This is a genomic window from Corallococcus sp. AB045 (genome assembly GCF_003668895.1).
Classification (GTDB): domain Bacteria; phylum Myxococcota; class Myxococcia; order Myxococcales; family Myxococcaceae; genus Corallococcus; species Corallococcus coralloides.
Genome location: NZ_RAWN01000026.1, coordinates 40,743 through 66,880, shown reverse-complemented (window position 1 = coordinate 66,880; position 26,138 = coordinate 40,743). Strand labels below are relative to the sequence as shown.

At 69.8% G+C, this 26,138-nt stretch carries 19 protein-coding genes and 1 pseudogene; 13 read left to right on the top strand and 7 right to left on the bottom strand.

Annotated elements, in window-relative coordinates; all coding sequences use genetic code 11:
- From D7Y21_RS41730 to D7Y21_RS09120, 3 genes and pseudogenes are all read left to right on the top strand, one after another.
- Positions 1-430, top strand: a pseudogene (locus tag D7Y21_RS41730) (hypothetical protein); the annotation flags it as partial.
- A 60-nt stretch (positions 431-490) separates the two neighbouring features.
- On the top strand, positions 491-1,324 hold the full coding sequence (locus D7Y21_RS09125; RefSeq protein WP_147443295.1) for a hypothetical protein: 834 nt from the start codon (positions 491-493) through the stop codon (positions 1,322-1,324).
- Between the two features lie 18 nt (positions 1,325-1,342).
- Entirely contained in the window at positions 1,343-2,158 is an 816-nt protein-coding gene (locus D7Y21_RS09120; protein ID WP_233591777.1) for a hypothetical protein, read from the top strand.
- Between the two features lie 30 nt (positions 2,159-2,188).
- On the opposite strand, the gene D7Y21_RS09115 is transcribed toward D7Y21_RS09120, so the two are convergent.
- Positions 2,189-4,957: a bifunctional acetate--CoA ligase family protein/GNAT family N-acetyltransferase gene (locus D7Y21_RS09115; protein ID WP_121712572.1), complete on the bottom strand. Its 2,769-nt coding sequence runs from the start codon at positions 4,955-4,957 to the stop codon at positions 2,189-2,191.
- A 138-nt stretch (positions 4,958-5,095) separates the two neighbouring features.
- The gene (locus D7Y21_RS09110) at positions 5,096-5,989 is read right to left on the bottom strand and encodes an NmrA family NAD(P)-binding protein (RefSeq protein WP_121712570.1); all 894 of its coding nucleotides are present in this window, start codon (positions 5,987-5,989) and stop codon (positions 5,096-5,098) included.
- 81 nt (positions 5,990-6,070) lie between these two features.
- On the opposite strand from D7Y21_RS09110, the gene D7Y21_RS09105 reads away from it, so the two are divergent.
- On the top strand, positions 6,071-7,072 hold the full coding sequence (locus tag D7Y21_RS09105; RefSeq protein WP_233612033.1) for a LysR family transcriptional regulator: 1,002 nt from the start codon (positions 6,071-6,073) through the stop codon (positions 7,070-7,072).
- A gap of 79 nt (positions 7,073-7,151) precedes the next feature.
- Positions 7,152-7,769, top strand: coding sequence for a DUF2378 family protein (locus D7Y21_RS09100; protein ID WP_120565537.1), 618 nt, complete (start codon positions 7,152-7,154; stop codon positions 7,767-7,769).
- Here D7Y21_RS09100 and D7Y21_RS09095 read toward each other — a convergent pair.
- Positions 7,720-8,571, bottom strand: coding sequence for a tRNA (5-methylaminomethyl-2-thiouridine)(34)-methyltransferase MnmD (locus tag D7Y21_RS09095; RefSeq protein WP_121712567.1), 852 nt, complete (start codon positions 8,569-8,571; stop codon positions 7,720-7,722). The two genes, D7Y21_RS09100 and D7Y21_RS09095, sit on opposite strands and share 50 nt — an antisense overlap.
- 48 nt (positions 8,572-8,619) lie before the next feature.
- On the opposite strand from D7Y21_RS09095, the gene D7Y21_RS09090 reads away from it, so the two are divergent.
- The 5 genes from D7Y21_RS09090 (at position 8,620) to D7Y21_RS42575 (ending at position 16,508) form a co-directional block, all read left to right on the top strand.
- Positions 8,620-9,606 (top strand): hypothetical protein, encoded by a 987-nt coding sequence (locus D7Y21_RS09090; protein WP_147469233.1) that lies wholly within the window; start codon positions 8,620-8,622, stop codon positions 9,604-9,606.
- A gap of 154 nt (positions 9,607-9,760) precedes the next feature.
- Positions 9,761-10,333, top strand: a complete 573-nt coding sequence (locus tag D7Y21_RS09085; protein WP_158627263.1) for a hypothetical protein — start codon at positions 9,761-9,763, stop codon at positions 10,331-10,333.
- Between the two features lie 52 nt (positions 10,334-10,385).
- Positions 10,386-11,333 carry a type VI immunity family protein gene (locus tag D7Y21_RS09080; protein WP_121712561.1) on the top strand — a complete coding sequence of 316 codons (948 nt, stop codon included), beginning with the start codon at positions 10,386-10,388 and terminating at the stop codon, positions 11,331-11,333.
- Positions 11,334-11,462: 129 nt separating this feature from the next.
- Positions 11,463-14,765: a kelch repeat-containing protein gene (locus D7Y21_RS09075; RefSeq protein ID WP_233612032.1), complete on the top strand. Its 3,303-nt coding sequence runs from the start codon at positions 11,463-11,465 to the stop codon at positions 14,763-14,765.
- Between the two features lie 42 nt (positions 14,766-14,807).
- Entirely contained in the window at positions 14,808-16,508 is a 1,701-nt protein-coding gene (locus tag D7Y21_RS42575) for an OmpA family protein (RefSeq protein WP_233612031.1), read from the top strand.
- 104 nt (positions 16,509-16,612) lie between these two features.
- Here the strand turns inward: D7Y21_RS42575 and D7Y21_RS09070 are convergent, their stop codons facing one another.
- Positions 16,613-17,386, bottom strand: coding sequence for an HAD family phosphatase (locus D7Y21_RS09070; protein ID WP_121712559.1), 774 nt, complete (start codon positions 17,384-17,386; stop codon positions 16,613-16,615).
- A gap of 104 nt (positions 17,387-17,490) precedes the next feature.
- Here D7Y21_RS09070 and D7Y21_RS09065 point away from each other — a divergent pair, with 104 nt between their 5' ends.
- Positions 17,491-18,051, top strand: a complete 561-nt coding sequence (locus tag D7Y21_RS09065; protein ID WP_121712557.1) for a sugar O-acetyltransferase — start codon at positions 17,491-17,493, stop codon at positions 18,049-18,051.
- 10 nt (positions 18,052-18,061) lie between these two features.
- On the opposite strand, the gene D7Y21_RS09060 is transcribed toward D7Y21_RS09065, so the two are convergent.
- The 3 genes from D7Y21_RS09060 to tgt form a co-directional block, all read right to left on the bottom strand.
- A complete protein-coding gene (locus D7Y21_RS09060) occupies positions 18,062-18,829 on the bottom strand; it encodes a transglutaminase domain-containing protein (RefSeq protein WP_120565546.1) in 768 nt (255 codons plus the stop codon).
- Positions 18,830-19,008: 179 nt separating this feature from the next.
- Positions 19,009-20,193 carry a nuclease gene (locus D7Y21_RS09055; protein ID WP_121712555.1) on the bottom strand — a complete coding sequence of 395 codons (1,185 nt, stop codon included), beginning with the start codon at positions 20,191-20,193 and terminating at the stop codon, positions 19,009-19,011.
- A 132-nt stretch (positions 20,194-20,325) separates the two neighbouring features.
- Positions 20,326-21,495 (bottom strand): tRNA guanosine(34) transglycosylase Tgt, encoded by a 1,170-nt coding sequence (tgt, locus tag D7Y21_RS09050; RefSeq protein ID WP_121712553.1) that lies wholly within the window; start codon positions 21,493-21,495, stop codon positions 20,326-20,328.
- Between the two features lie 280 nt (positions 21,496-21,775).
- On the opposite strand from tgt, the gene D7Y21_RS09045 reads away from it, so the two are divergent.
- Both D7Y21_RS09045 and D7Y21_RS09040 read left to right on the top strand, forming a co-directional pair.
- Entirely contained in the window at positions 21,776-23,374 is a 1,599-nt protein-coding gene (locus tag D7Y21_RS09045; protein ID WP_121712551.1) for an ABC-F family ATP-binding cassette domain-containing protein, read from the top strand.
- Positions 23,375-23,525: 151 nt separating this feature from the next.
- Positions 23,526-26,021 carry a kelch repeat-containing protein gene (locus tag D7Y21_RS09040; protein WP_121712549.1) on the top strand — a complete coding sequence of 832 codons (2,496 nt, stop codon included), beginning with the start codon at positions 23,526-23,528 and terminating at the stop codon, positions 26,019-26,021.
- The last annotated feature ends 117 nt before the right edge of the window (positions 26,022-26,138 follow it).

Genomic DNA, 26,138 nt, shown 5'->3' with positions numbered 1-26,138 from the left:
GCCCTCCACGCCCGTCACCCCGCCCGCCGTGGTCGTGACGCCGCCGGAGGACGTGAAGAAGCCCGTGGAGCCGGAGCCCCAGCAGACGCAGCCGACGGATCCGGAGAACTCCACGCAGCCCACGCCGGATTCGCCCACGGTGACGACAAAGCCGAAGCCTCGCGGCACCCCCGAGTCCATGCCGGACAGCGTGCGCGAGGACCTGGCGGCGGCGCAGAAGGCGCTGGACGCGTCGAACACGGCGGAAGCGCTGCGTCACATCCGGCGCAGTCAGCGCACGAAGATCACCGGCCTGTCGTTCTCGCTGCTCACCCGCGTGTACTGCCAGCAGCACGACCTGGCGAACGCGCGCGCGCAATGGACCCGCGTACCGGCAACGGAACGTCCAAGGGTCCGACAATACTGTTCGCAGTACGATATCGACCTGTAGGGTCGTCCGGGCGCGCGGAAACTCCAGAGCGGGGGCGCGCCCGCAATCCAAGGAGTCGTCGTGAGAGTGCTACTGGCAGTGGGGGTCGTGGCGCTGTCCCTGGGGTGTTCCCGGGGCGTGCGGCCCGACAGCGAGGTGGCGGGCACGAAGCCCACCACCGGCAAGGTGTATTCCAACGAGGCCGGCGAGAAGATCACCCTCATCGCGCTGGAGCCCGGTGACGCGAAGAAGGCGCTGGTCGCGTTCGAAGGCACGAAGAGCGAGCTGGACGGCCAGGTGCTGGTCGCGGGGGTGGACACCCAGCAGCGGCGCGCCGTGGAGTACTGGACGATGTGGCGCGGCCACAAGCAGCGCTTCGTCACCGTGCATGACCGGGGCGGCTACGAGGACCTGGTCTTCAGCGGCGTGAACCACACGGGCTACACGCACCTGAAGCCGGACACGGGCAAGACGGGCTCGCTGAAGGTGGAGAAGGTCTTCGAGCGCTACCAGGACCTGGAAGGCGACAAGAAGTACCAGGGCCTGCTCGCGTTCGACCGCAAGTTCTGGACGAGCCAGGCGGAGACGCAGCTGTCCGCGGCCCTGGCGGAGACGAACAAGGCGTGCGGCTCGAAGCTGACGTCCACCGTGGCCTGGGACTCCATCACCAACGAGCAGCTCAACGAGATGTCCTTCGGCAGCTACTGCGCGGGCCCGCTGGAGTCGCTCCAGAAGCTGTGCGAGCGCTCCGACGAGGCGAAGCGCACCGTGCAGCAGAAGCTCCAGGCGTTGGAGTGCCGCATGGACGCCAAGGCCGCGCTGAAGCTGGAGGCCCAGAAGATCATCTGGTCCGTGGCTCCCAGGGAGACGGTCCAGTCGGATGCGACCACCTCCTTCTTCACCGACACCCTCTAGAACGAAAGCCCACTGACAATGACGCTTCGACACATGGTCATCGCCCTGGGGCTCGTCCTGGCCCCGCAAGCCGCGCTCGCGCTGGATCCGCCCTGGAAGCAGGAGCAGAAGCTGCGCGACCGCATGGTGCTGGAGTCCGCGAAGGTCTGCGCGGACGGCAAGGGCCACTACACGGTCCTCATCCCCCAGACGCCCGAGCACGAGGGCGACCTGTTCTACGGGGACGGCAAGACGTTCACGCAGGTGGTGCCCGTGGGCTACACCTCCGCCACGGACGGCGCCTTCTTCGAGCCCCGCTTCTTCAACCCCAAGGCCAACGACAACTTCCGCGGCACGGACTACCGGGTCGTCTCGGACGTGAAGCTGAGCGACGACTTCAAGACGTGCGCGCTGCGCTGCGGGGAGAAGAACCTGCCGCAGCAGCCGGTGCCGGCGGATCAGGCCAAGGAGCTCTTGCGCAAGGCCGCCTACCAGCCCAGCCCGGTGAAGTTCCAGCCGTACGCGCTGCTGCGCGACGACAAGGGCGTGTACTACCTGGTCGAGCGCGGCATCGGCGCGGACAACAAGAGCTTCCGCATCTTCACGGGCCAGCGCGGCCAGGTGAAGCAGCAGAAGATGCTCAACGTCGTCACCGACTCGCAGGGGGAAATCTTCTCCACGCAGGGCGGCGACCTGCGCCTCGTGGTGGACCGCGAGGAGCCGTCGTTCTGGGTGGTGAAGAGCAAGCGCCAGAAGCTGCGCGCGGTGCCGGTGGGTGAGAACCTGCCCTTCATCTACAACGAGCTGGGCGTCTACACGGGCGCGCGGCTGGGCACGCCCTGCGACGACGTGTAGTCCCTTGGCACCGGGGAGCCCCGGGCACGGTCAGCCGTTGAGCACCTTCACGGCCTTGACCATGTCCGGGGCCAACTCCTCGTGTTCCACGAGGGTGAACCCCAGCTTCTTGCTGACGGCCTGCATGCCGCGGTTGCGCGTGAGGATGTCCGCGACGATGCGGCGCAGGCCCCAGTCCTTCCCAATATCCACCAGCCGCCGGAGCAGCTCCGTGCCCAGGCCCAGCCGCTGCGCGGGGTCGCTGACGGTGATGGCGAACTCCGCGTCCTTCGTGCCGCGCAGGCGCGTGAGCCGGCCCACCGCGAGGATCTCTCCCCCGCCCTTCCCGTCCGGCGACGGCCGCTCGGCGACGAGCGCCATCTCCCGCGCGTAGTCGTTGAAGCAGATTCGCGCCAGGCGCTCATGGGCCACGCGCTGGCTGAGCTTCATCAGGCCCGCGTAGCGCATGAACACGGTCTGCTCGGAGAGGGCCTGGTGGAAGCGGCCCATGGCGGGCTCGTCCTCCGGGCGGATGGGGCGCACCAGGAGCTGCTCGCCGTTCTTCAGCGTGAGCACCTTCGCGTACTGGTGCGGGTACGGTTCGATGGCGAGCTTCGGCAGGGACGCGGCCGCGACGTCCGGTGGGTGCAGCACCACACGCGCGTCCAGCGCGATGATGCGCTCACCGGAGACGAGCAGCGGGTTGATGTCCAGCTCACGGATGAGGGGCTGCTCCACCACCAGCTGGCTGAAGCGCACCATCAGCCGCTCCAGCGCGCCCATGTCCACGGGGGCCCGGCCGCGCACGCCCTTGAGCGCGTGGTGGATGCGCGTGCGCTCCATCATCCGCCGCGCCAGCGTGGTGGTGAGGGGCGGCAGGCCCAGGGCCCGGTCCTGCATCACCTCCACCAGTGTGCCGCCCGCGCCGAAGAGCAGCACCGGCCCGAACTGCGCGTCCAGGCTGCTGCCCAATATCAGCTCGTAGCCGTCCAGCTTCGCCATGGGCTGCACGGTGACACCCTGGAACGCGTCCTGGAGGCCCCGCTCCGCGAGCGCGTCGCGGATGGCGCGGTAGGCCTCCCGCACGTGCGCCTCGTCGCGCAGGTCCAACCGCACGCCGCCCACGTCCGTCTTGTGCGTCACCGTGAGCGAGTGCAGCTTGAGCACCACGGGGAAGCCCAGCGCGCGGGCCTTCTCCACCGCCTCGTCTTCCGACGTGGCGAGCCACGTCTCCACGGTGGGGATGCCGTAGGCGGCCAGCAGGCGCTTGGATTCGTATTCAGACAGGAGGGTGCGGCCGGAGGCGCGGGCCTCGTCCACCAGGGCGCGCGCCACGTCGCGGGCTCCGCCGGTGGGCTCCTCCGCCAGCGTGGGCGTCTCATAGAGCCCGGCGATGTTGTCCGAGTAGCGCCACATGTAGTTGAAGACGCGGGCCGCGGTGTCCGGGTAGCCGAAGGTCGGGATGCCCGCGTCATTGAGGATGCGCTCGCCGGCGGCGACTTCCGAACCACCCATCCAGCTGGCGAGCACGGGCTTGCCGGGCAGCTTCGCGTAGCCCTTGAGGCGGTCCGCCGTCTTGGTGGGCTCCGTCATGTCCTGCGGGGTGAGGATGACGAGCAGGCCGTCGCTGTTGGGGTCCGCGCCGGTGGTCTCCAGGGCCTTCGCGTAGCGCTCCGCGTCCGCGTCTCCCAGGATGTCCACCGGGTTGGCGTGGCTCCACGGCGGCGGCAGGAAGCCATCCAGCTGCTTCCGCGTGTCGTCGGACAGCACGGCCAGTTCGCCGCCGCCGGACACCAGCGCGTCCGTGGCGAGCACGGCGGGGCCGCCCGCGTTGGTGAGCAGCGTGAGCCTGCGGCCAGACGGCCGGGGCTGGCGGGCCAGCACCTCCGCCATGTGGAACAGGTCCTCGATGGAGTCCACGCGCAGCACGCCCGCGCGGCGGAAGGCGGCGGAGAGCACCTCGTCGCTGCCGGCCAGCGTGCCGGTGTGGGACGCGGCGGCCTGCGCGGCCTGCGCGGTGCGGCCGGCCTTGATGACGATGATGGGCTTGGTGAGGGCCACCTCGCGCGCGGCGGACAGGAAGGCGCGCGCGTCGCCGATGGACTCCATGTACAGCAGGATGGAGCGCGTCATCGGATCATCCGCGAGGAAGTCGATGAGGTCTCCCCAGCCCACGTCCAGCATGGAGCCCACGGAGACGAAGGCGCTGAAGCCCACGGCCTCGCGCAGGCTCCAGTCGAGGATGGAGGTGAGCAGCGCGCCGGACTGGCTGATGAAGGCCACGTTGCCGGGGCGGGCCATGCCCTTGGCGAAGGTGGCGTTGAAGCCGCTCGTGGGGCGCATCACGCCCAGGCAGTTGGGGCCGATGATGCGCAGGTTCGCGGCCTGCGCGATGTGCAGCACCTCCTGCTCCAGCTTCGCGCCCTCCGGGCCCGTCTCCTTGAAGCCCGCGGAGATGATGATGGCGCCCTTGACGCCGACCTCCGCGCACTCGCGGATGATGGCCGGCACGGACTTCGCGGGGGTGACGATGACGGCCAGGTCCACGGCCTCCGGCAGCGCGCGCAGGGAAGGCCACGCCTTGATGCCGAGCACGTTGGGGCGCTGCGGGTTCACCGGGTAGACGGTGCCGCCGAACGGGCTGCTGATGAGGTTCCAGAGGACGGTGCGGCCCACGCTGCCGGGGCGCTCGCTCGCTCCCACCACCGCGACGCTGCGGGGGGAGAAGATGACCTCCAGCGGCTGACGGGTGCGCTGGTGGAGCAGGTCGATGGAAGGGTCCGTCCGGGCCGGGGGCGTGGCGGGGCGTTGCTCGTCCATGGTGCGCTCGTATTCGGTGGGTGGCCGTACCGGAGCAATCTCCGGCAGGCCTCCATCGTGCACCAGTTGGCAGGAAGAAGACGGGGCAGCGGACGTTCCCCTGTCCTGTTCCTTATGCGAGCGAACGGGCGGACGCCGTCACGACGCGCGCGCATGCTCCACCACCGGCTTGAGCACGGTGCTGGCGAACTCCGCCAGGGTGGTGGGCGTGGTCGTCTCCTTCGAGCGCGGCTCGGCCGGGTCCATGCGCCCGTCCTGGATGGCGCCGTACATCTCCACGAAGGTGTCTGCCGCGAAAGCAGGCATGCCCGCGCCCGTCATGCCGTTGCGCAGGTCCTCCAGCCCCACCCGCACGTACTTCACGGGCTGGCCCAGCACCTGGGTGAGGATGCTCGCGACCTCCGGATAGGTGAGGTCCTTGGGCCCGTGCACGCCCACGTAGCGGTGGCCCGTCCACGCCGTGTCCAGGAGCACCTCGGCGGCCTTGTTCGCGATGTCCGCCGTCGCGACCATCGGGAAGGCCTTCGTCTCCGGACTCGCGCTGAAGAGCGCGCCGGCCTTCGCCAGGCCCTGCACGTCGCGCAGCAGGTTCTCCATGAAGAAGCCCGCGCGCAGGCTGACGACGTTCGGCGCCGCCGCCTGGAAGGCCTCTTCAATGGGCTTCAGCACGGACACCGGCCCCGTGCCCGGACCGCTCTGCGCGCCGACGCTGGAGAGGATCACCACGCGCTTCACGCCGTGCGCCTTCACGCGCTCCGCGGCCATCTTGCCGTTGGCCTTCGCCCACTCGTGAAAGTCCGGACGGATGGCGGGCGGAGACAGCCAGAACAGCGCCTCCGCGCCCACGAGCGCCGCGTCCAGCGTGGCCTGTTCGTCGATGGAGCCCTGCACCACCTTCGCGCCCAGCTTCACCAGGTCCGCCACCTTCTCCGGCGTGCGCGAGATGACGGTGACCTTCCGGCCCGCCTTCAGCAGCTTCTCCACGAGGGGACGACCGATGTTGCCGTTCGGGGTGTTGATGACGATGGACATGGGGTGCCTCCAACGACAGCGAGATGGCGCAACAGTGCCCCCGCGCCCTGCATGAGGCCACTGCATGCTATGCATGGGCCCATGCGCCGCGTTCATGAAACCCCAGCGCCCTCCCCCACGGAGGTGGACCTCTCAGGCATCAACCTCAACCTGATGGTGGCGCTGGACGCGCTGCTGAAGGAGGCGCACGTCACCCGCGCCGCCGCGCGCGTGGGCCTCACCCAGTCCGCGATGAGCCATGCGCTCGCGCAGCTGCGGGAGCTGTTGGGCGACGCGCTCCTCATCCGCGGCCGGGGCGGCATGGTGCTGACGCCGCGCGCGCAGCAGCTGGCCGCGCCGCTCAAGCGGGGGCTGGCGGAGCTGCGGCGGGCCCTGCGCGACGAGCCCCCGTTCGCTCCCGCCACCGCGACCCGCCGCTTCACCGTGGCCACGCGCGACTTCTTCGGGTCGGTGCTGCTGCCGGGCGCGCTGGAGCTGCTGGGCCGCGAGGCCCCCGGCGTGGACCTGGCCGTGCTGCACGTGGACAGCCACACCTTCCCCAGCCACCTGGAGACGGGCGAGGTGGACCTGGCCATCATCGTCGCGCCCGTGCCGTCCGGGCCGGGCCTGCGCCAGCAGAAGCTCCTCACCGAGGACTTCGTCTGCGTGGTGCGCAAGGACCACCCCACCGTGCGCCGCAAGCTGGACCTGGACACCTACCTGAAGCTGTCCCACATCCTCATCAGCCCGAAAGGCGACGGCGTGGGCGCGGTGGATCTGTCCCTGGCCCAGCGCGGCCTGCCCCCGCGCCGCATCGCCGTGCGTGTGCCCTACTTCCTCATCGCCCCGCTGGTGGTGTCGCGCTCCGACCACGTCCTCACCGCGCCTCGCCGGCTCATCGCCGCGTTCCGCGACGCGTACGCGCTCCAGGTGTTCCCCCCGCCCATCCCCGTGCGCCCCTTCGACATCCTCCAGGTCTGGCACGAACGCTTCGACGGCGACCCCGCGCACCAGTGGCTGCGCGGACTGGTGGCGCGGGCCGTCAACGCAGGGTCTGAAAACACCCGGAGTTCACGAAGGGTGCGGCGCGAGCCAGCTTCCTGACACTCGGGGGGCGCGACACTGAACGTCAGTACACAGGTGGGGGAGCATCGCATGGGGGGCTTCGTGTAGGGTGCTCCCCATGAATCCTGAGAAGCTTGTCTTCGCCCAGACCGTCGACGCGCTCTTCGTCCGCGCGCTGGAGAACCGCCTGACGCCAGCGTGCCGCGAGCACCTGAAGCGGGCGGGGCTGGACCTCGACAAAAAGCTGGAGCGCACCTATTCGCTGGAGCAGTGGCGGGAGTTCCTGCGCATCGCGGCCGGGCACGTCTATGGCGGCGTGCCGGCGGAGGCCGCGTACTACTCCCTGGGCGAGCGCTTCATGGACGCCTACTTCGGCACCTTCTTTGGCCGTGCGCTGCTGGGCGTGGGCCGGCTGGCCGGTCCCCGGCGGATGCTGCTGCGGGCGGACCTGGGCTTTCGCGCCGGCAACAACTTCAGTGAAGTCAAAATCGTGGAGCGCAGCGCGACTTCGCTGGAGCTATGGATGAACGACGTGCTGGCGGATCAGCCGACGTTCGCGGCGGGGCTCCTGGCGCGCGCGGTGGCGCTGTGCGGGGGCTGGCGGGTGGTGGCGCTGCCGGAGGAGTTCGACGGCACGGCGGCGACGTTCCACCTGCGCTGGAGCGAGGCCGCCGTGGAAGGGGCGCTCAGCGCCACTGAGGATGGGTCCGGAGGCGACGCTCGACCTCAGGCGTGAGGGTGCCCCCGTGCGGGGCCCGGGAGGACGAGCGCTCCCAGCGCTCCAGCCACCGGGTCCCCAGCGGGGCGGCCAGTGTTTCGTAGCGGGTCGAGGCCACGGTGGTCTCCCCCTTGGTGCCGGTGGACACGCCGGCGCCCACGTAGAACCCCGCGAGCAGCAGCGTGACGCGGGTGGGCGTGGCCGCGCTGTAGGTCATCAGCAGGGCGCCCTCTCCGTCTTCCCTGCAATGCCGGCGCACCCGGGCGAGGACGGCCTCGGTCCACATGTCCGGGTTGGACGCGGGTGAGAACGGGTCGAAGAAGACGAGGTCGGCCGGGGGCAGCTCCGCGTCCGGCTCCAGGAAGGGCACCGCGTCCCCCAGCTTGAGGGTCCACTGGATGCCGGGCTCGCTCCAGGCGCCGTGCTTCATGAGGCTTTCGGCGGCCTCGCGGAACGGCTGGAGGAAGGGGAAGCCCTCCGCGTCCGCGAGCGCGAGCCGCAGCGGGGCCAGGTCCACCTCGAAGCTGACGATGTGCAGGTCGCGGGCGCGGTCCGGGCCCAGCTCCCGCGCGCGGGTGAGCGCGGCGACGGCGTTGGTGGCGGCGCCCAGGCCCACGTCGTGGATGACGAGCGGCGGGCCGGGCTTGCGCAGGCGGTCCGCGAGTCCGGGCTGGTCGACGTAGAGGCGAAGGGCCTCCTGCCACGGGCCCACCGCGGGGTGCATGACCTCGCCATGGCCCAGGTGGCGCACGGCGCGGTGGCCGTTGCGCAGGGTGACGAGTTCGAAGTCGCCGTCGCGCGGATGGGAGGGCTCGGACATGGGGCTCCTGGCCTGGAGGGGACGTGTGGGAAAGGATGGGTGCCTAGCATGACGACTCCAGGGCAGGAACATCGGGGCGCGCTTCACGGGGAGGACGTCCGGCACGGGGAGGCTCCATTCGAGGGCGGCCGGGTGCGGCTGTCGCTGCGGGTGGAGGCGGAAACGCGCACGGTGCTGGCGGCGGCGTGGGAGGCGTCGGTGGAAGCCTCGGGGCATCCGCTGGCGGCGTGCCTGGAGTCGCTGTGCCAGAACGCGGTGGGCATGGGAGTGGACGTGTTCCTGCGCTTCGACGACTTCCACCTGCGTTCGGGGTGTCCGGAGGGGTTGGAGGCGACGGAGGAGGCGGGGCTGGCGGTGCGGGTGTTCCGGCTGGCCTTCAGCCAGTTCCACCCCCGGGCCACGGGGCCCGCATACCTGTCGAGCGGGCTGGTGCTGGCGAAGCTGCCCCGGGGCGCGCGTCCGGAGTGGGAGGAGCCGGGGTTCTACTTCGCGCACTACTACCGGGAGGAGCTGTGGCCCGCGGCGGTAGCGGAGGCGCGCCGGGGTGGCGTGCTGGGGCCTCGAGCGGCGTGTGCGTACATCGATGCGCTGCTGGCGAAGGCCGATGACACGGTGGAGCTGGACTGGCCCGTGGAGCAGGGCACGGCGACCTGGGACTGGCTGACGCGCGTGTGCCTGCCGTCGGTGACGGGGGGCGAGGAGCGGACGCGGCAGCTGCTGGAAGGTGGGTACGGGGGCGCGAGCGGCACGGGGAGCTTCCCGTTCGGGCACCTGGATGGAGGGCCGTGGCATCCGCCGGAGGGGCTGCCGGAGCCGGAGGATGTGGGGCACGTGGAGTTCATCCTCGGCGATTTGGAGCACCTGCTGCCGGAGCTTCCGAAGGACGGCGTGCTGCTGGCCGCGCCCCGGTGGATGGCGGTGGGACAGACGCGGGACTCCCCTGCCCTGCGCCGGGCGGACATCTCCAGTGAGGAGGCCGGGGGCTTCGGCCTGTTCAACGCGGCGGCGCACGACGTGGGTGAAGACGATGATTGATGGGCGCCTGCTGGGTGGGCTGGTGGCCCTGCTCTGTCTGTCTTGCGCTTCGGGTCCAAGGCAGTACGCGCAGACGTCCGACTCCGCGACCAGTGGATGTCTGCGCAATCCCACCTGCTACACGCAGCCGGGGGATGAAGCGTTCCTGCCGTGGGTGGACAAGGCCGCCAGGGCCGCGGCCACGGCAGGCGCCACGATGAAGCTCCTGGAGGCGGCGGACGTCGCCCGCATCGAGCACCTGTTGGTGGAGTGCGCGAAGGAAGCCGACTTCATCGTCAATGAGCGTGAGTACGGCCAGGGGAGATACCCGGACGACAAGGAGTGCAAGCGGGTGATCGGCCGGAACAAGAAAGGCGAACTCCTCACGCGACAGATGGAGCTTGGCACCCTGAAACATGCGGTGGCCTTCGCCTGTGTACGGCGAGAGATCCTCAAGCTCTTTCCCGATCAGGTCTCCATCGAGCCACGCTTCGGCGAGGAATCAAAGAGCGGCGCGTACGCATTGACGAATCAGTGGGAGGGCTCCATGAAACCGGACATCGTGCTGCATGCCTCCGGACAGCCCAACTGGATCCAGTGCATCTATGACTTCAAGTTTCCCTGCACCCTGTGGTCGAAAGAACATCCATTGGATGCGGCTCAGCAGCAATTGAAGGACTACGGGCGGCTTGGAGGGAAGTGCAAACCCGCCATCGTCACTCCCCTCATGGGAGTCATCCGTGAGTGAGCCGCTGGCACCGCGACCTCCTGGCGCTGGCACTCCGAGGGTCCAGCCCATCGTGGGCTTTGAGTTCTTCCTGCCCCACGACCACGGCGTGATCGCGGCCTCGGTTGTCCGCGCACTCGACGCCTACCAGCAGGCCCTGGGTCCAGGCTCCGGAAGGCTGACCACGACCTGGGACGCGGATGGCGATCCTTCTCCGCTCACGCCGGCCGTCTGGGAAGAACTGCGCGAGCGACTCGGCGCGGCGCCGACCGATGACTTCCTGGACGACCTGCCGCGAGACTCCCTTTGGTTCGACGTCCTGACCCGGAGACGGTTCGATGCCAACGTGCGCCTGACGGGCGACGAATCCGATTCGAGCGGCTACGAATTCCGTTATCGCTCCCGGCTGCCCTGGCGCAATCCCAGCGCAAGAATGCTCAGTGTCTTGAGCGTCCAGGTGCCCCTCCGATTTCTCGACGAGCAGGGCCCGGCACGGCTGCGTGAACTGGCCCTGGACCTTGCCGGCTCCCTCCCGTTCTCGACGGCTCATGCCGGCTTGTCCTTCGCTCCATCGAGAGGATTCTGGAAGGCCCTTCCCTTGCTCAAGGCGGACCTGTTCCGCCATCCCGGCTGGGCTGTACCCGCGGAAGGAATGTCCCTGGACATGGGCCTCCAGGTTGACGGCATCCACTGGCTGAACTTCCTGGGCCCACCCCTCCTTGAAACCGTTGGCGGTCTCCAGGCGCTCCGCTCGCACCTGAGCCATCCGGAGACCCGCGTCCAGGAGCTCACCGGAGGCCGTGCGCTGATCAGCCTGGGCCCCGCGCCGCTCGCGGGGGACACGAAGCTGGGTGAGACACTGCCGGCGTATCGCGAGCTGGCCCGGTTCCTGGAGCCCTGGCTCCTGCCCCTCCCCCACGTCAACACCTGGGACGGCTACACCGACGAGGAGGCCCGTCTCTGGTGGCGCCGCTTCCTGGAGGCCCCTCCCAAGAAGACATCCGACCCACACGACGGGTAACCGCGCCGGATTTTTTCACGCATTGCCCCAGCACCCGGCGCACTGATAATCCGCAACCCGGAGTGCTTACGTCGAGCGGCGGGCCGACGGTCGTGTTCGCGCCAGCCCTCGCGGATCGGGGTTTCATCGATGCGGTCACAACGCGCTGTCTGGAGCAGGCTCCTGTTGTTCGCCGCGAGCCTGGGCCTTCTTTCCTGCGGCGGGAACGAGCGCCCGGCGGCATCCGAGGGCATCCGCAACACGCCCGCCCGTCTCGCGGCGGCGCCAGCCTGGTACAACACCGCTTCCATGGCGACGGCCCGCGCGCGCCACGCGGCCGTCCTGCTCCCCGACGGGAGGCTGCTCGTCGTCAATGGCGTCAACTCCGGCTTCGTGGGCACGGCGGAGACCTACGATCCCGCCACCAACACCTGGAGCTCCGCGGGCCCCACCAGCCTCACGGGCAACATCACCCTGGCCGTGCTCCTGCCCACGGGCAGGGTGCTGGTGCTGACCGATGGCTCGCAGGGGGGACGCCTCTATGATCCCGCCAGCAACACCTGGACCTCCACGGGCAACATGTCCTCGACCCGCTCCTTCCCCACGGCCACGCTGCTGGGCACGGGACAGGTCCTGATCGCGGGCGGCACCGGCGGTGGCGGCGTCCGGCTCACCACCGCGGAGCTCTACGACCCCGCGACCAACACCTTCACCGCCACGGGCGCCATGTCCACGGGCCGCAGCCAGCACGTGTCGACACGGCTGCGCGACGGACGCGTGCTCGCGGTGAGCGGCTTCAGCGGCAGCGACGAGGTGCCCGGCGCCGACCTCTACGATCCGGCCACCGGCACCTGGTCCGCCGCCGCCCCCCCGCTGGTCGCCCGTCACTACGCCACGAGCACCCTGCTCCCCGACGGCCGCGTGCTCCTCGCGGGCGGACAGACCGCTGGCGGTGCGACGGCCCAGTCGGAGCTCTATGACCCGGCAGCCAACACCTGGACCGCGACCGGCAGCCTCGCGTTCCCGCGAGCCATCCACCGGGCCACGTTGCTGCCGGATGGCCGCGTCCTCGTCACCGGCGGCGCGGTCGACGGGAACCCGGCGCAGACCGAGTCCGAAATCTTTGATCCCGCCACCGGCACCTGGACCTCCGGCGGCACGCTGAACGTCGCCCGTGCGAACCACACCGCGACGCTGCTGCCTTCGGGCAAGGTGCTCGTCACGGGCGGCGAATCCAACAACCCCGCCCAGACCTTCTTCGCGCAGACGGAGGTCTACGACCCCGCCAGGAGCCAGTGGTCTCCCGCTGGCGCCATGGGCACGCCCCGCACCGACGCCGCGGTGGCGCTGCTGCCCTCGGGCCAGGTGCTCGTCGCGGGCGGCCGCGGCCAATTCACCTCGTCGGCCGCGGCGGAGCTGTACGACCGCGCGAGCAACGCGTGGACCGCCCTGCCCGACCTCCTCACGCCGCGCGAGCGCGGCACCGCGACCGTGCTGCGTTCGGGGCAGGTCCTGATCGCGGGCGGCCGCAACGTCAACACCTCCACGCCCTCCACGGAGCGCTTCGACCCCACCACCAACACCTGGCTGGCCACCGCGGACCTGCTGAGCCCGCGCCACCTGCACACCGCCACGCTCCTGCCGGATGGCCGGGTGCTCGTCGTCGGCGGTCAGCGCAACACCACCGTGCTGGACACCGTGGAGATCTACGCGCCCGACACGAACACGTGGACCCCCGCGGCCCCGCTCTCCATGCCGCGCGGCGGACACCGCGCCGTGCTGCTCCAGGACGGCCGGGTGCTCGTCGTGGGCGGACGCACCGCCGGCGGCGCGGAGCTGGCCTCCGCGGAGCTCTACAACCCCACCAACGACGCCTGGGCCCCGGCGGCGAACCTCGCGGCCGCCCGCGAAGAGCTGACGCTGACGCTCTTGCCGTCGGGCCAGGTGCTCGCGGCAGGCGGTAAGACGGTCGCCACGGTGCTCACGTCCGCGGAGCTCTACACGCCCGGCACCAACACCTGGGCGCCCGTGGACAACGATCTCACGCAGCCGCGCTGGCTCCACTCCGCCACGCTGATGCCTTCCGGCAAGGTGCTGGTCGCGGGCGGAATCACCACGACTGGCGAATACGCCAAGACGGCGGAGGTCTACGACCCCCTCCTCCGCGCGTGGACCAGCGTCGAGGACCCCGCCGCGGAGGGAGGCCTGTTCAGCGCCTCCCTGCCCTCGGGCGAGGTCCTGCTGGCGGGGGGGCAGGAGCCCACCAACGCGCAGCTGTATGACGACACCCGGGCCCTCCCCGCCTGGCGGCCGACGGTGACGAACCCGGCGACCCTCGTCGCCGCCTGCCCCACCGTCGTGGAGGGCCTGCGCTTCCGGGGCATCTCCGGCGGAAGCAGCGGCAACACCGCGGACTCGCCCACCGACTTCCCCCTGGTGCGCCTGCGGGCCGCCGAGGGTGGACGCCTCTGGACGCTCCCCAGCAGCAACACCTCGGCCACCCGCGCGACGGTGACCGTGCCCGCCGACGCGCCGCTGGGGACCTACGCGCTCACGGTCTTCGCCAACGCCATCCCCGGCGGCCGCATGGTGACGGTCGTCCCCAACCAGCCTCCGACGGCGGCGGACCAGACGGTCACCGTCCAGAAGGACACGCCGCTGGAGCTCGCCCTGGCCGGCACGGATCCGGACCCCGGCCAGGTGTTGACCTGGACGGTCGTCACCCAGCCGCAGCACGGCACGCTCGGCACCAGCGCGCAGGGGAACCTCGAGTACACGCCCGAGGCCGGCTTCGTGGGCACGGACAGCTTCACCTACCGGGTCCGTGACTGCGCCGACGACAGCAACGTCGCGACCGTGACCCTCAACGTGACGGAGGACGTGGTCACCCGCACCCTCACCTGCCCCGCGAACGTCGTCGTGGAGGCGACGGATCCGGACGGCGCGCTCGTGACCTACGACCCCGCGGTCCTGGATCCGGCGGGAGGGCTCCCGGTGAGCTACACGCAGCCGTCGGGCGCGCTGTTCCCCATTGGCACCACGACGGTCACCGCGACCTCCACGGGCCTCACCTGTTCGTTCCAGGTGACGGTGCGGGACACCACGGCGCCCACGCTGACCTGCCCCGAGTCCCGGAGCGCGGCCCCTGGTGAGACGGTCACGTTCGAGCCCACGGCCACGGACGCGGTGACGGCCTCGCCGGTGGTGACGTCCTCGCCCGCTTCCGGCAGCCCCTTCCCGGCAGGCGCCACGACGGTCACCGTCACCGCCACGGATGACGCGGGCAACACCGCGCAGTGCACGTTCCAGGTCCGGGTCCAGGCGCAGGTCGTGGAGATCGCCGGCGGTGGCTGCGATAGCACCGGTGGCACCACGTCCGCGCTGGCGCTCCTCGCCGCGCTCGCGGCCTGGGGGAACTCGCGCCGCCGTCAGAACCCGGCCCGGGGGAACTGAGACATGCGCTCCCTCTTTTCTCGAATGGACCTCCCCTTGCGTATGAAGGCTCAGAGCTGGGCGCTGGCCGCGCTGCTGGCCACCGCCGTCACCCCCGCCGCGTTCGCGCAGACCACCACGAGCCCGCTCGTCCCGCTGGACCTGGAGCGCCTGCGCTTCACGCCGGCGGCGACGGACTCGATGCTGGTGGACACCGGCCGCGTGCTCCCCGAGGGCGGCTACCGCCTGCTCCTCATGGTCAACTACGAGCGCGGCATCCTCCTGCTCCAGGGCAGTGACGGGCTGGAGCGCTCCATCCTCCACTACCGCACCGCGGGCTGGCTGGCCGGCGCGTGGTCGCCGGTGGACCGGTTGGAGTTCTCCGCGAAGCTGCCCGTCATCATCGCGCAGGGCGGTCACGGCGCGGAGCAGCTGGTGGGCGTGAGCGAGCCGGACTCGTTCGGCCTGGGCACGCCGGAGCTGGGCGTGCGCTACGAGCTGCTGCGGCGCGAGGAAGGCGCGCCGGTGTTCCTGGGCCTGGGCCTGGACATCGGGATTCCGGGCGGCACGGCGGACGCGTTCGGCCGTCAGGCGGGCTGGGCCGGGTTCCAGTTCGCGCCCCGCGTGTCGGTGAGCCGCGAGCTGGGGCCCGTGGTGCTGGGCGCCAACGCGGGCATCCGGATCCGCTCGCGTGAAGTGGAGCCGGGCCGCGACGTGGGCACGGAGCTGGAGCAGGGCGTGGTGGTGGCCACGCGAGGCAAGGGGCTGCGCGCCGAAATCGCGCTGCAGGCCGCCGAGTCGCTCGTGGAGTCGGACTTCGCGCTGGAGCTCCTGGGCGGCGTGCGGCTGCCGGTGGGCGCCGGCTTCGAGGCGTTCGCGATCGGCGGGCACGGCTTCACGGACATCCCGGGCACGCCGTCGTTCCGGCTGGCCGCGGGCATCGCGTACGCGAACGAGCCCGAGCCCGTGGACCGCTGCCGCACCGGCCGCAGCCACACGCCGGAGCAGTGCCCGAACGAGGACGACGACGGCGACGGCGTGGCGAACAAGGACGACCGCTGCCCGCTGGAGTCCGGCTCCGTGGAGAACAACGGCTGCCCGGACAAGGACTCTGACGGCGACGGCGTGGTGGACCGCGAGGACCAGTGCCCGAACGAGGCCGGTCCCTCGTCCGAGCGCGGCTGCCCCGTGAAGGACTCGGATGGCGACGGCGTGCCGGACAAGGACGATGCCTGCCCCAACGAGGCCGGTCCGTCGTCCGAGCGTGGCTGCCCCGTGAAGGACACGGACGGCGACGGCGTGCCGGACAAGGACGATGCCTGCCCGAACGAGGCCGGTCCGTCGTCCGAGCGCGGCTGCCCCGTCAAGGAACAGCCCAAGCCCGAGCCGAAGCCCGAGGAGAAGCCCGCGGAGGAGACGACGTCGCCGCTGGGACACATCGTCCAGTTCCCGGTGAACCAGTCGGAGTTCCAGGAGAACGAGCAGCAGCAACTGGACTCCATCGTGGCCTACCTGAAGGCGAACCCGAAGCTGAACGTCCGGATTGAGGGCCACACGGACAACAGCGGCCCGGAGGAGGCCAACCGCACGCTGAGCCATCAGCGCGCGAACCGCGTGCGCGCGTACCTCATCCAGAAGGGCATCGCGGGCTCGCGGCTGGAGGCGAAGGGCTTCGGCCCCGACCGTCCGCGCGTGTCCAACGAGACGCCGGAGGGCCGCAGCGCGAACCGCCGCGTGGAGTTCGTCCCCGTCACGGGGAGCTGACTCACGCGACGCTCCACATGACGCCGCTTCGTGGACACCCACGAAGCGGCGCGTGGAGGTTTCAGCGAGACGGGCGTGGAGGCCTCCTCCACGCCCGTTTTGCGTCAGGCCTCTTCGGGGTGCAGCTGCACCAGCGCGGGCAGCTCCGCCGCGCGGTCGCGCAGCCGGACCTTGGGCCGGATGGCCACCGGGACGCGGGCGGCCGCGAGCAGCTCCAGGTCGAACACGTTGTCGCCGAACGCGGCGTAGAGCGGCCGGTCCGTCCGCAGCCTCAGGCTGTTCACCTTGCCGGGGCCGTAGGGCACGGGCTCGAAGACGGACGTCAGCAGCCGCCCGCCCTCCTCCTTCGGCGTGCACGCCACCACGAAGTCGGGCGTGATGCCCACCTCGCGCACCGCGGCCTCCACCACCGCGCGCGGCGACGCGCTGACCACGTAGCAGTCCACACCCTGCCCCCGGGCCCACTCCACCACGCGGCGGGCCTCCGGATGGACGCGGCCGGCCACGCCCCGCTTCGCCACCACGTCGAGCGCGAAGCCGCGCAGCTCCTCCGCGTGCCAGCCGGCGAAGATCCACGCCATCATCTCGTAGGTGTCCTTCTCCGGCAGCCGCCCGGCCTCGAACGCCTTGAACAGCGCGTGCGCCAGCGTCACCGCGTCCGGATGCGACTCCACGCCGTGGCGGGCCCCCAGCCGCTCCAGCGCCACGAGGGCCTCGGGGCGAACGCCGCCGTGCTCCAGCAGGGCCATGAACAGGTCGTCCCCCACGTCCCCGCTCCACAGCGTGCCGTCCCCATCGAAGGCCAGCACGCCGTCCGGCGTCCGCTCCACCTCGCGACGGATGCGCTCCAGCGTCTCCTCGACCCGCTCAGTCCTCATGGCCGGCATCCTCGCTGGCCGCACCGTCCGGTGTCACCCGCGTCCTCGAAGCCGGGACGCGGGCTGTTCACCATCCAGGGGAACAGGTGGCTACTCTTCAGGGCATGGCACGAACCGAGAAAGAGAAGATGCTCGCGGGCGAGCTGTACAGCGCCGTCGACCCGCAGCTGGTGGCCGAGCGGGCCCGCGCCCGCAAGCTCCTGCGCTCCTACAACCAGTCCACCGAGGACGAGCTGCCGCAGCGTGAGGGTCTGCTCACCGAGCTCCTGGGCAAGGTGGGCGCCGGGACGTGGATCGAACCGCCGTTCTTCTGCGACTACGGCGAGCACATCCGGCTGGGCGAGCGCGTCTTCATGAACTTCCAGTGCGTCATCCTGGACTGCAACACGGTGACGATTGGCGACGACGTGTCCTTCGGCCCGGGCGTGCAGGTGTACGCGGCCACGCATCCCGTGGATCCGGATGAGCGCATCAAGGGCCCGGAGCTGGGCCGGGCCATCACCATCGGTTCGAAGGTATGGATTGGCGGCGGCTCCATCATCTGCCCGGGCGTCACCATCGGCGAGGGCTCCACCATTGGCGCGGGCAGCGTGGTGACGCGCGACATCCCGCCGTACGTCTTCGCCGCCGGCAATCCCTGTCGCGTCATCCGGAACCTCCGGTAGCGCGCGGACTTCAGCCCACCGCCTGGTGGGTCTCGGTGACGCCCTGGTACCCGTAGAGGCCGCTGTCGTACGGGGTGATGGCGTCGTCGGCCTTCTTGGTGCAGGCCGCGGCGGTGGGGTCGAAGGCCTGGAACTGGCCCTTGTCGTCCTTGAACTCCACCCACGCATGGAGGCCCCGGTCCGTATTGCCGAAGACGACTTGCGCGTCCACGCCGGCCTGCTCGAAGCGCTGTTCGGCCTCGATGGCCATGTCCACGCAGACGCCGGACTTGGACGCGTCGAAGGTGCTGGCGTTCTTCATGGCGGCATCCCACGACTTGCCGCCCGTGTAGTCGTACTTCCAGGACGTGGCCTCCTTCGCGATGTCCTGGGCCACCGCATCCGCGCTCTTGCCGGAGGACGGGCCCTTCGCGCCCTGCGCCTGCGCCTGCGCGGGGGCAGGAGCCGGGGCCGGCGCGGGCTGCGCCTTCTGGGCCTGGGCCTTGGACGGCTCGAAGCTGTCGCGCTGCCAGTTCTGCTGGAAGCTCTGTGAGCTATTGGTGGGCTTCGGGCCCTGGGCCTTCGCGCCCTCGCCCTTCAGCAGGGCCTCCTTCGTCAGGCCCAGCTCCTTCAGCAGCTTCGCGAACTCCTGGGGCTGCTTCGCGGAGTCCACCGTCTTCACGGGCGAGCCGTCCGGCTTCACGACCTTCACCACGACATTCCGCGGGGCCTGCCCGGCTTCGGGGGAAGGCTTCGCGCACGGGCTGGAGGACGGACGAGAGAGGGAGGAGATCGCCATGGGACAGGGCCTCGAAGAAGCAGCGGGGATGCCCGTCCCATGAGCACGGCGTGTGCCAACGCTCGTGCTTCTTGGGGTGAACGCCAAACCCCTGTGTTTCCAGGACCCGTGGGCCGGGCCTCGTCAGCGGAGGCCCGCGCCGCTGATGACAGCCGTTGGCGGGGTGATGTCCGCCGTCATCACCCTGCCGCCTCGGAGGCACCGTCGGGCTCCGGCTCCTCCGGCCCTTCCACGGTGCGCTCCAGCGTGCGAGCGAGCGCGGCCCGCGCCTCCGCCGCCTCCTCGAAGGGCTCATCGCTCCCGGCCCGCGCCGGAGGAGGCACCGTCGCATCCAGTTCGTCCGGGTGCAGGCGGAACCACTTCGCGACGAGCATCACCTCCTGGGACTCCTGAGCGCGGAGGCCAATCGCCTCCGGCTCCGGCACGTCGAAGATGGCCCGCACGCGCGCGTCCAGCGCCGCCTGCTCCTCCGGCGTCCGGGGCGTGGGCACCTCCGCGCGGATCCGTCCCCGCCTGAGCACATACGTGCGGTCCTCACCGCCGTGCCCGCGCGCCGTGTAGATCAGCGACAGCCGGCGCAGCGTGCGGCCCAGCTCGACGATCCACGCCTGCACGTTCTCCAGCCGCTCCGCGCGGTCGCGCAGCTCCGCCGCGTATTCGAACTGGAGCCGCCGCGCCGCCATCGCCATGCGCTCGCGCAGGATGACGAGCGGCCGGTCCGACTCGCCGTTGAGGAACGCCCGCGCCAGCGCGACCTGAGCCAGGTACTCCGCCGTCGTGCACCCACTCGCGCATGGAGACAGACACCGCGCCGTCTGCCCGCGCATGCACCGCGGATCGTCCTTCAGGGGGAAGAGCTGGATCTGATCCGCCAGCCGCATGGTCGTCTCGGATGGGCAGTCGCGCAGCTCCAGCAGGTCATTCACCGCGCGCACCACGTCCGCCATGGTGTGCCGGCCGTGGAAGGGCCCGAAGTACTCCGCGCGCCCGTCACCGCCGGGCTGGCCCACCACTCGCAGCCGGGGCACGACCTCACGCGTGAGTTGGAGGAAGCAGTGCGCGCGGTCGCGCTTGTGCTCCACGTTGTAGAGGGGCCGGTGGCTCTTGATCAGCCGGAACTCATGGAGCAGCGCCGCGAACTCGCTGGCCGTGTACTCCCACTCCACCTGGTGCGCCTGCGCGACGATCTCCCAGGCCTTCTCGCCCTCGTCCGCGCGGAAGTACGACAGGAGCCGCGTGCGCACGCGCACGGACTTGCCCACGTAGAGCAGCTCCCCGGCGGGACCGAAGAACCGGTACACGCCGGGCCGGTTCTCCGCGCTCGCGCGGACGTGACTCAGGAGGGTGGCGACGCGCGGGTCCATGCGGCGGAAGGTGCGCCGGGCAACAGGGCCCGGGCACCGCAGGCTAACCCGCCACGTCCCTCCGCACCGCCGTTCGCGTGGCGCCCTTCACAACCCGGCCGGAGGGCGGGCGGAGGGCCACGCGCCCGGACTTCAGCCCACGTCCTTCAGCGTCGCGGCGCTGGCCGCGGCCTCGTCCTTCAGGTCCTTGGGCGTGGCGATGGCGGACTTCAACTCGCGGTACGTCTGCGCGTAGCCGTTGCGCAGGATGCCTTCGCGCACGCGCTCCATGAGCCGCTGGTAGTGCCGCACGTTGTGCACGGACAGGAAGCGCGAGCCCAGGTGGTGCTTGCCGCGCATCAGGTGCTGCAGGTAGCCGCGCGTGTACTTCTTGCACACGTAGCAGTCGCACTCGGGGTCGAGCGGCCCGTCATCCAGCTGGTACACGGTGCGGGTGATGCGCACCAGGCCCTGGAACGTGTACGCGTAGCCCTGCTGCGCCATCTTGGTGGGGATGATGCAGTCGAACATGTCCACGCCGCGCAGCACCGCCTCCAGCAGGTCCGTGGGGGTGCCCACGCCCATCAGGTAGCGAGGCTTGTCCTGCGGCAGGGACGCGGTGGCGCGCTCGGTCATCGTGTCGCGCTCCACCTTCGTCTCGCCCACGGCCAGCCCGCCGATGGCGAACCCGTCGAAGGGCAGCTTGGTGAGGAACGCGGCGCTCTCGTCGCGCAAGGCCGGGTGGACGCCGCCCTGGACGATGCCGAACAGCGCCTGGCCCGTGGGGCGCGCCTCCTTCGCGGCGAGGCTGCGCACGGCCCAGCGGTGGGTGCGCTCCATGGCCTCGCGGGTGCCGGCCTCGTCGGTGCGCGAGTCGATGCACACGTCCAGCACCATCATGATCTCCGAGTTGATCGCCTGCTGCATGGCGATGCTGGACTCGGGGCTGAGGAGCCGGCGGCTGTTGTCGTAGAAGCTGCGGAAGTGCGCGCCCTTCTCCGTGATGAGCCGGTCCTCCGGCAGGGAGAAGATTTGGAACCCGCCCGAGTCCGTGAGGACGGCGCCGTCCCAGCCCATGAAGGGGTGGATGCCGCCGAAGCGCTCGAACACCTCCGGGCCGGGCCGGAGCATCAGGTGGTAGGTGTTGGCGAGGAGGACCTTGGCCCCCGTCTCCTTCACCTCCTCCATGGCGAGGTGGCGGAAGCCGGCGTGGGTGGCCACCGGCATGAACATCGGCGTGGGGAAGGACCCCTTGCGGGTGTGGAGGATGCCCGTGCGGGCGCCGGTGGGGTCGGTATTCAGGAGTTCGAAGCGGACGGCCATTGGACGGGCCTTATACCCAGCCCGCCCGTCCGGGGGCACCCGCTTCCTGGGGGACGCCCGCCTGGTCTCCTGGAAGCCGTCTCTCCCCTCCCCGCTCTCGGGAGGCTCCGGTTTCCCTACCCGGCCACTGGGGGCGAGGGGCTGGCGGGGGGGATACCCGGTGGGAAGGCGGCATTTCCGAGGCGGGCGGGCGGTTACATTGGGTCCTCCGGTACGCCGCCGGGCTTCGATTTACCGCGCGTCTTGGGTCGCCGCGCCATTTCCGTTACAAGCCGCCGCCATGTTCAACGTCATCAACGTCTCCAAGGCCTACGGGCCCAAGAAACTTTTCGAGGAGGTCAACGTCGCCTTCTCGCCGGGCCGCCGCTACGGCCTGACCGGTCCGAACGGGGCCGGCAAGTCCACGTTCATGAAGATCCTCGCGGGTGACGAGGAGCAGGACATGGGCGACATCATCCGCCCGCGGAAGCTGGGCATCCTGCGCCAGGACCACTTCCGCTACGAGAACGACCGCGTCATCGACGTGGTGCTGATGGGCAACCGCCACCTGTGGGCGGCGATGGACGAGAAGAACAAGCTGCTGGCCAAGTCCGACATCACCGATGAGGACGGCAACCGGCTGGGTGAGCTGGAAGGCGTCATCGCGGAAGAGGACGGCTATTCGGCGGAGAGTGACGCGGCCACGCTGCTGGCCGGCCTTGGCATCGAGGAGTCCTTCCACGAAGAGCCCATGCGCCAGCTGACGGGCGGCCTGAAGCTGCGCGTGTTGCTCGCGCAGGCGCTGTTCGGCAAGCCGGAGGGGCTGCTGCTCGACGAGCCCACGAACAACCTGGACATCGATTCCATCCGCTGGCTGGAGAACTTCCTGCATGTGTACGAGGGCGTGCTGATCACCATCAGCCACGACCGGCACTTCCTGAACTCCATCTGCACGCACATCGCGGACATCGATTACGAGACCATCATCCAGTACACGGGTGGTTACGACGACATGGTCCGGCAGAAGTCGCAGCTGCGGACCCGGGTCGAGTCCGAGACGGAGGAGAAGAAGAAGAAGATCGCCCAGTTGCAGGACTTCGTGGCGCGCTTCCACGCCGGTACGCGCGCGTCGCAGGTGCAGAGCCGCATCAAGCAGATCGACAAGCTGAAGACGGAGGACCTGAAGCGCTCGAACATCGCGCGGCCGTTCATCCGGTTCGACCAGAAGGTGGTCAGCGGTCGTCAGACGCTGATGTTCGAGGGGCTGAAGAAGTCCTTCGACGGGGTGCCGGTCATCAAGCCGTTCACGGGTCTGGTCTGCAAGGGCGAGCGCATCTGCGTGATTGGCCGCAACGCCGTGGGCAAGTCCACGCTGGTGAAGATGCTGGCCGGGCAGTTGGAGCCGGACGCGGGGACCATCACCTGGGGCCACCAGGCGACGGTGGGCTACCTGCCGCAGGACCACCACGGCGTCATCCACAAGGGGACGACGTGCTTCGGCTACCTCCGGGAGATCAGCGAGAAGCTGACGAACGAGGAGATTTCGGGCGTGTTGGGCCGGATGCTCTTCTCGGGTGAGGAGCGGATGAAGGCGACGGACACGCTCTCCGGTGGTGAGACGGTGCGAGTGCTGTTGTCCAAGCTGATGATCACGCAGGACAACGTGCTGATCCTCGACGAGCCGACGAACCACCTGGACCTGGAGTCCATCGCGGCGCTGGCGGAAGGCCTGTCGAAGTTCGACGGCACGGTCATCTGCGTGACGCACGACCAGGAGCTCATCTCCGAGGTCGCGACCCGCATCTGGAGCCTGGAGGCGGGCAAGGACGTGCTCGACTTCAACGGCCCGTATTCGGAGTTCATGGAGAAGCACGCGGACGCGGCGCTCAAGCGCCGGTAGTCAGGACCGCAATTCCAGACAGTGCGAACGCCGCCCGTTTCCGGTGCTTCCGGAAGCGAGGCGGCGTTTTAGTTGTCTGATGGAGCGGGTCGTGGATTACCCGCGGAGGGGGGACTGGTTGGCCTGGCGAGGTTCAACGTAGTTTGTACAAATGCTCAAATTGTTCGGCCGTTTCACAACGGTGGCCCTGGCTGTCTTGCTCGCAACCGCGTGTTCCCCCGCGGATGCTCCTCTGGAAACCGACTACTCACAGGAGAGCCAGCCGCTGAGCATCCTGACTGGCTCCCTGAATGTGGGGCGGACCTCCTTCGCCCTCACCTTGCTCCAGGACGGAAAGGTGCTCGTGACCGGGGGGTTTGGGTTCAATAACTCCTCCGGTACGAACGGCAGTCTTTCCAGCGTCGAGCGCTATGACCCCGCGACGGGGCTGTTCAGCCTCGTCTCCAGCATGGCGAACGGCCGGAACGGGCACACGGCCACACTGCTGCAGGATGGTCGGGTGCTCGTGGTTGGCGGTTACGTCAGCAGTCCTTCTTCCGGGGTGACGAAGACCGTGGAACTCTACAATCCAGCCACGGGCACCTGGTCGAACGGAGCGCCCACGTTGATGGCCCATTCGCGGCACACAGCGACGCTGCTGCAGGACGGCCGGGTGCTCATCGCCGCGGGCACGGACGCGATTACGTCGACCACTCACGGCACGTCTGTCTGTGAGCTCTACAATCCCACGACGAACAGCTGGTCGTGGTGTAGCTCGTTGCCGCAAGTCCGCGTCGAGCACACGGCGACGCGCCTTCTCAACGGCAAGGTGCTGTTGACCGGTGGGGCTGAATACGACTCGAACGGCCTCAGCACCCCCATGCACCCGGTGGAGTACGACCCCTCGACCAACACCTGGACGACACGGACGAGCCCGTTCGTCAGCCGGCTCAGGCACCAGGCGTTCCTTCTGGCAAACGGTTCGGTGCTGTTGACCGGCGGGATTCCCATCATGGGGGGAACCTTCAACGAGGCCGAGCTGTACGATCCGGCCACGAACACCTGGTCGGCGACCGCGGCGCCCGGTTGGCGGACCGATGCGGCAGGGGCAGTGCTTGCCGACGGCCGCGTCCTGGTCGTCGGTGGGTATTACGCCGGGGCTTTGGCCTCGTCGGTGCTCTATGACACCCAGGCTGGCACCTGGAGTGCCGGTGACTCACTGGTCACCCGCCGCCACGAGGCGAAGGCGGTCCGCTTGAACGACGGCCGCGTGTTGGTCGTCGGTGGTTACAACGCGAGCAGCTTGCGTACCACTGACGCCGAGCTGTTCACGGCCTGTACTCCCTCGGTGACCTGCGCCTCGGAAGGGAAGAACTGCGACGCGATTCCAGATGGTTGTGGCGGCACCCTGGATTGCGGAACCTGCGGCAGCGGACAGCTCTGTGAAGCCAATGTCTGCGTGAGCTGCACGCCGACGACCTGCGCCGAGCAAGGCAAGAACTGCGGCAGCATCCCTGACGGCTGTGGTGGCACGCTCGCGTGTGGCTCCTGTAGCGGGACTGACGTTTGTAACGCGAACGTCTGCGGAAGCTGCACGCCCACCACCTGCGAGGCGCAGGGCAGGAGTTGCGGCACCCTCTCGGATGGATGCGGCGGGACGCTCTCCTGCGGAACCTGCGCGGCGGGCAACACCTGCGGCTCCGCGGGCGTCTGCATCGACTCCACGCCCCCCACCGTCTCCCTCACCGCACCGGCTGCCGGCGCCATCGTGAACGGGATGGTCGCCCTGACGGCCACCGCGAGCGACAACACGGGCGTCGCCCGGGTCGAGTTCTACTTGGGTGGCTCGATCATCGGCAGCGTCTCCACCGCGCCGTACACCTACTACTGGAACAGCAACACCGCTGCGAACGGCGCCGCCACGCTCCAGGCCAGGGCCTATGATGCCACTGGCAACGCGACCTCCAGCTCCACCGTGAGCGTGACGGTATCGAATGGGGCGGCCAACACCTTTGCCTACAGCGCGGCCAACACCAACAGCGCCCAGACGAACACGCTCAACCAGTCCATCCCCCTCGCCGCGGGCCAGACCCTCACCCTGGGGACCTGTGGCGTCATCGGGGCGTCCTTCAACGGAGACACCTACCTGCGCCTCTACGGCCCCACGGGCTTGCAGGTGGCCTTCAACGATGATGCATGCGGTGGCTCGGGCTCGAGCTTCACCTACACCGTGCCGTCGGGTGGTGGCGGTACCTATCAGCTCCGCGCGGGTTGCTACGGAGCCGCCAGTTGCAGCGGCACCGTAGCCTGGAGCTTGATCGGCGGTTCTACCCCGCCCCCGTCGGGAGGCAACACGCTTCCCTACAGCACGACCAACACCAACAGCGCCCAGATGAACACGGTCAACCAGTCCATCGCATTGACCGCGGGCCAGACCCTCACCCTGGGGACCTGTGGCGTCACCGGAGCGTCCTTTTACGGAGACACCTATCTGCGCCTCTTCGGCCCCACGGGCTTGCAGGTGACCTATAGCGATGATGCGTGCGGTGGCGGAGGCTCGAACTTCACCTACACCGTGCCGTCAGGCGGTGCCGGCGTCTACCAGCTCCGCGCGGGCTGCTACTCGAGCAACAGCTGCAGCGGCACTGTGGCCTGGACCCTCCAGTAACCGCCCACCCCAGGTCGGTGCCCAAGAGCGCCGTTTCCGAGGTTCGTGGCAGTGACCAACGCCGCCCGTTTCCGGTCCGTCCGGAAGCGAGGCGGCGTTTGGTTATTCGGGACGCTG

Bases quoted from the DNA above. Each gene is read 5' to 3' on its own strand.
- D7Y21_RS09045 (WP_121712551.1), top strand. From the start codon at position 21,776: ATGTTCAACGTCATCAACGTCTCCAAGGCCTACGGGCCCAAGAAACTT.
- D7Y21_RS09055 (WP_121712555.1), bottom strand. From the start codon at position 20,193: ATGGACCCGCGCGTCGCCACCCTCCTGAGTCACGTCCGCGCGAGCGCG.
- D7Y21_RS09105 (WP_233612033.1), top strand. From the start codon at position 6,071: ATGCGCCGCGTTCATGAAACCCCAGCGCCCTCCCCCACGGAGGTGGAC.
- tgt (WP_121712553.1), bottom strand. From the start codon at position 21,495: ATGGCCGTCCGCTTCGAACTCCTGAATACCGACCCCACCGGCGCCCGC.
- D7Y21_RS09065 (WP_121712557.1), top strand. From the start codon at position 17,491: ATGGCACGAACCGAGAAAGAGAAGATGCTCGCGGGCGAGCTGTACAGC.
- D7Y21_RS09090 (WP_147469233.1), top strand. From the start codon at position 8,620: ATGACGACTCCAGGGCAGGAACATCGGGGCGCGCTTCACGGGGAGGAC.
- D7Y21_RS09075 (WP_233612032.1), top strand. From the start codon at position 11,463: ATGCGGTCACAACGCGCTGTCTGGAGCAGGCTCCTGTTGTTCGCCGCG.
- D7Y21_RS42575 (WP_233612031.1), top strand. From the start codon at position 14,808: ATGAAGGCTCAGAGCTGGGCGCTGGCCGCGCTGCTGGCCACCGCCGTC.
- D7Y21_RS09040 (WP_121712549.1), top strand. From the start codon at position 23,526: ATGCTCAAATTGTTCGGCCGTTTCACAACGGTGGCCCTGGCTGTCTTG.
- D7Y21_RS09110 (WP_121712570.1), bottom strand. From the start codon at position 5,989: ATGTCCATCGTCATCAACACCCCGAACGGCAACATCGGTCGTCCCCTC.
- D7Y21_RS09070 (WP_121712559.1), bottom strand. From the start codon at position 17,386: ATGAGGACTGAGCGGGTCGAGGAGACGCTGGAGCGCATCCGTCGCGAG.
- D7Y21_RS09060 (WP_120565546.1), bottom strand. From the start codon at position 18,829: ATGGCGATCTCCTCCCTCTCTCGTCCGTCCTCCAGCCCGTGCGCGAAG.
- D7Y21_RS09100 (WP_120565537.1), top strand. From the start codon at position 7,152: ATGAATCCTGAGAAGCTTGTCTTCGCCCAGACCGTCGACGCGCTCTTC.
- D7Y21_RS09095 (WP_121712567.1), bottom strand. From the start codon at position 8,571: ATGTCCGAGCCCTCCCATCCGCGCGACGGCGACTTCGAACTCGTCACC.
- D7Y21_RS09120 (WP_233591777.1), top strand. From the start codon at position 1,343: ATGACGCTTCGACACATGGTCATCGCCCTGGGGCTCGTCCTGGCCCCG.
- D7Y21_RS09115 (WP_121712572.1), bottom strand. From the start codon at position 4,957: ATGGACGAGCAACGCCCCGCCACGCCCCCGGCCCGGACGGACCCTTCC.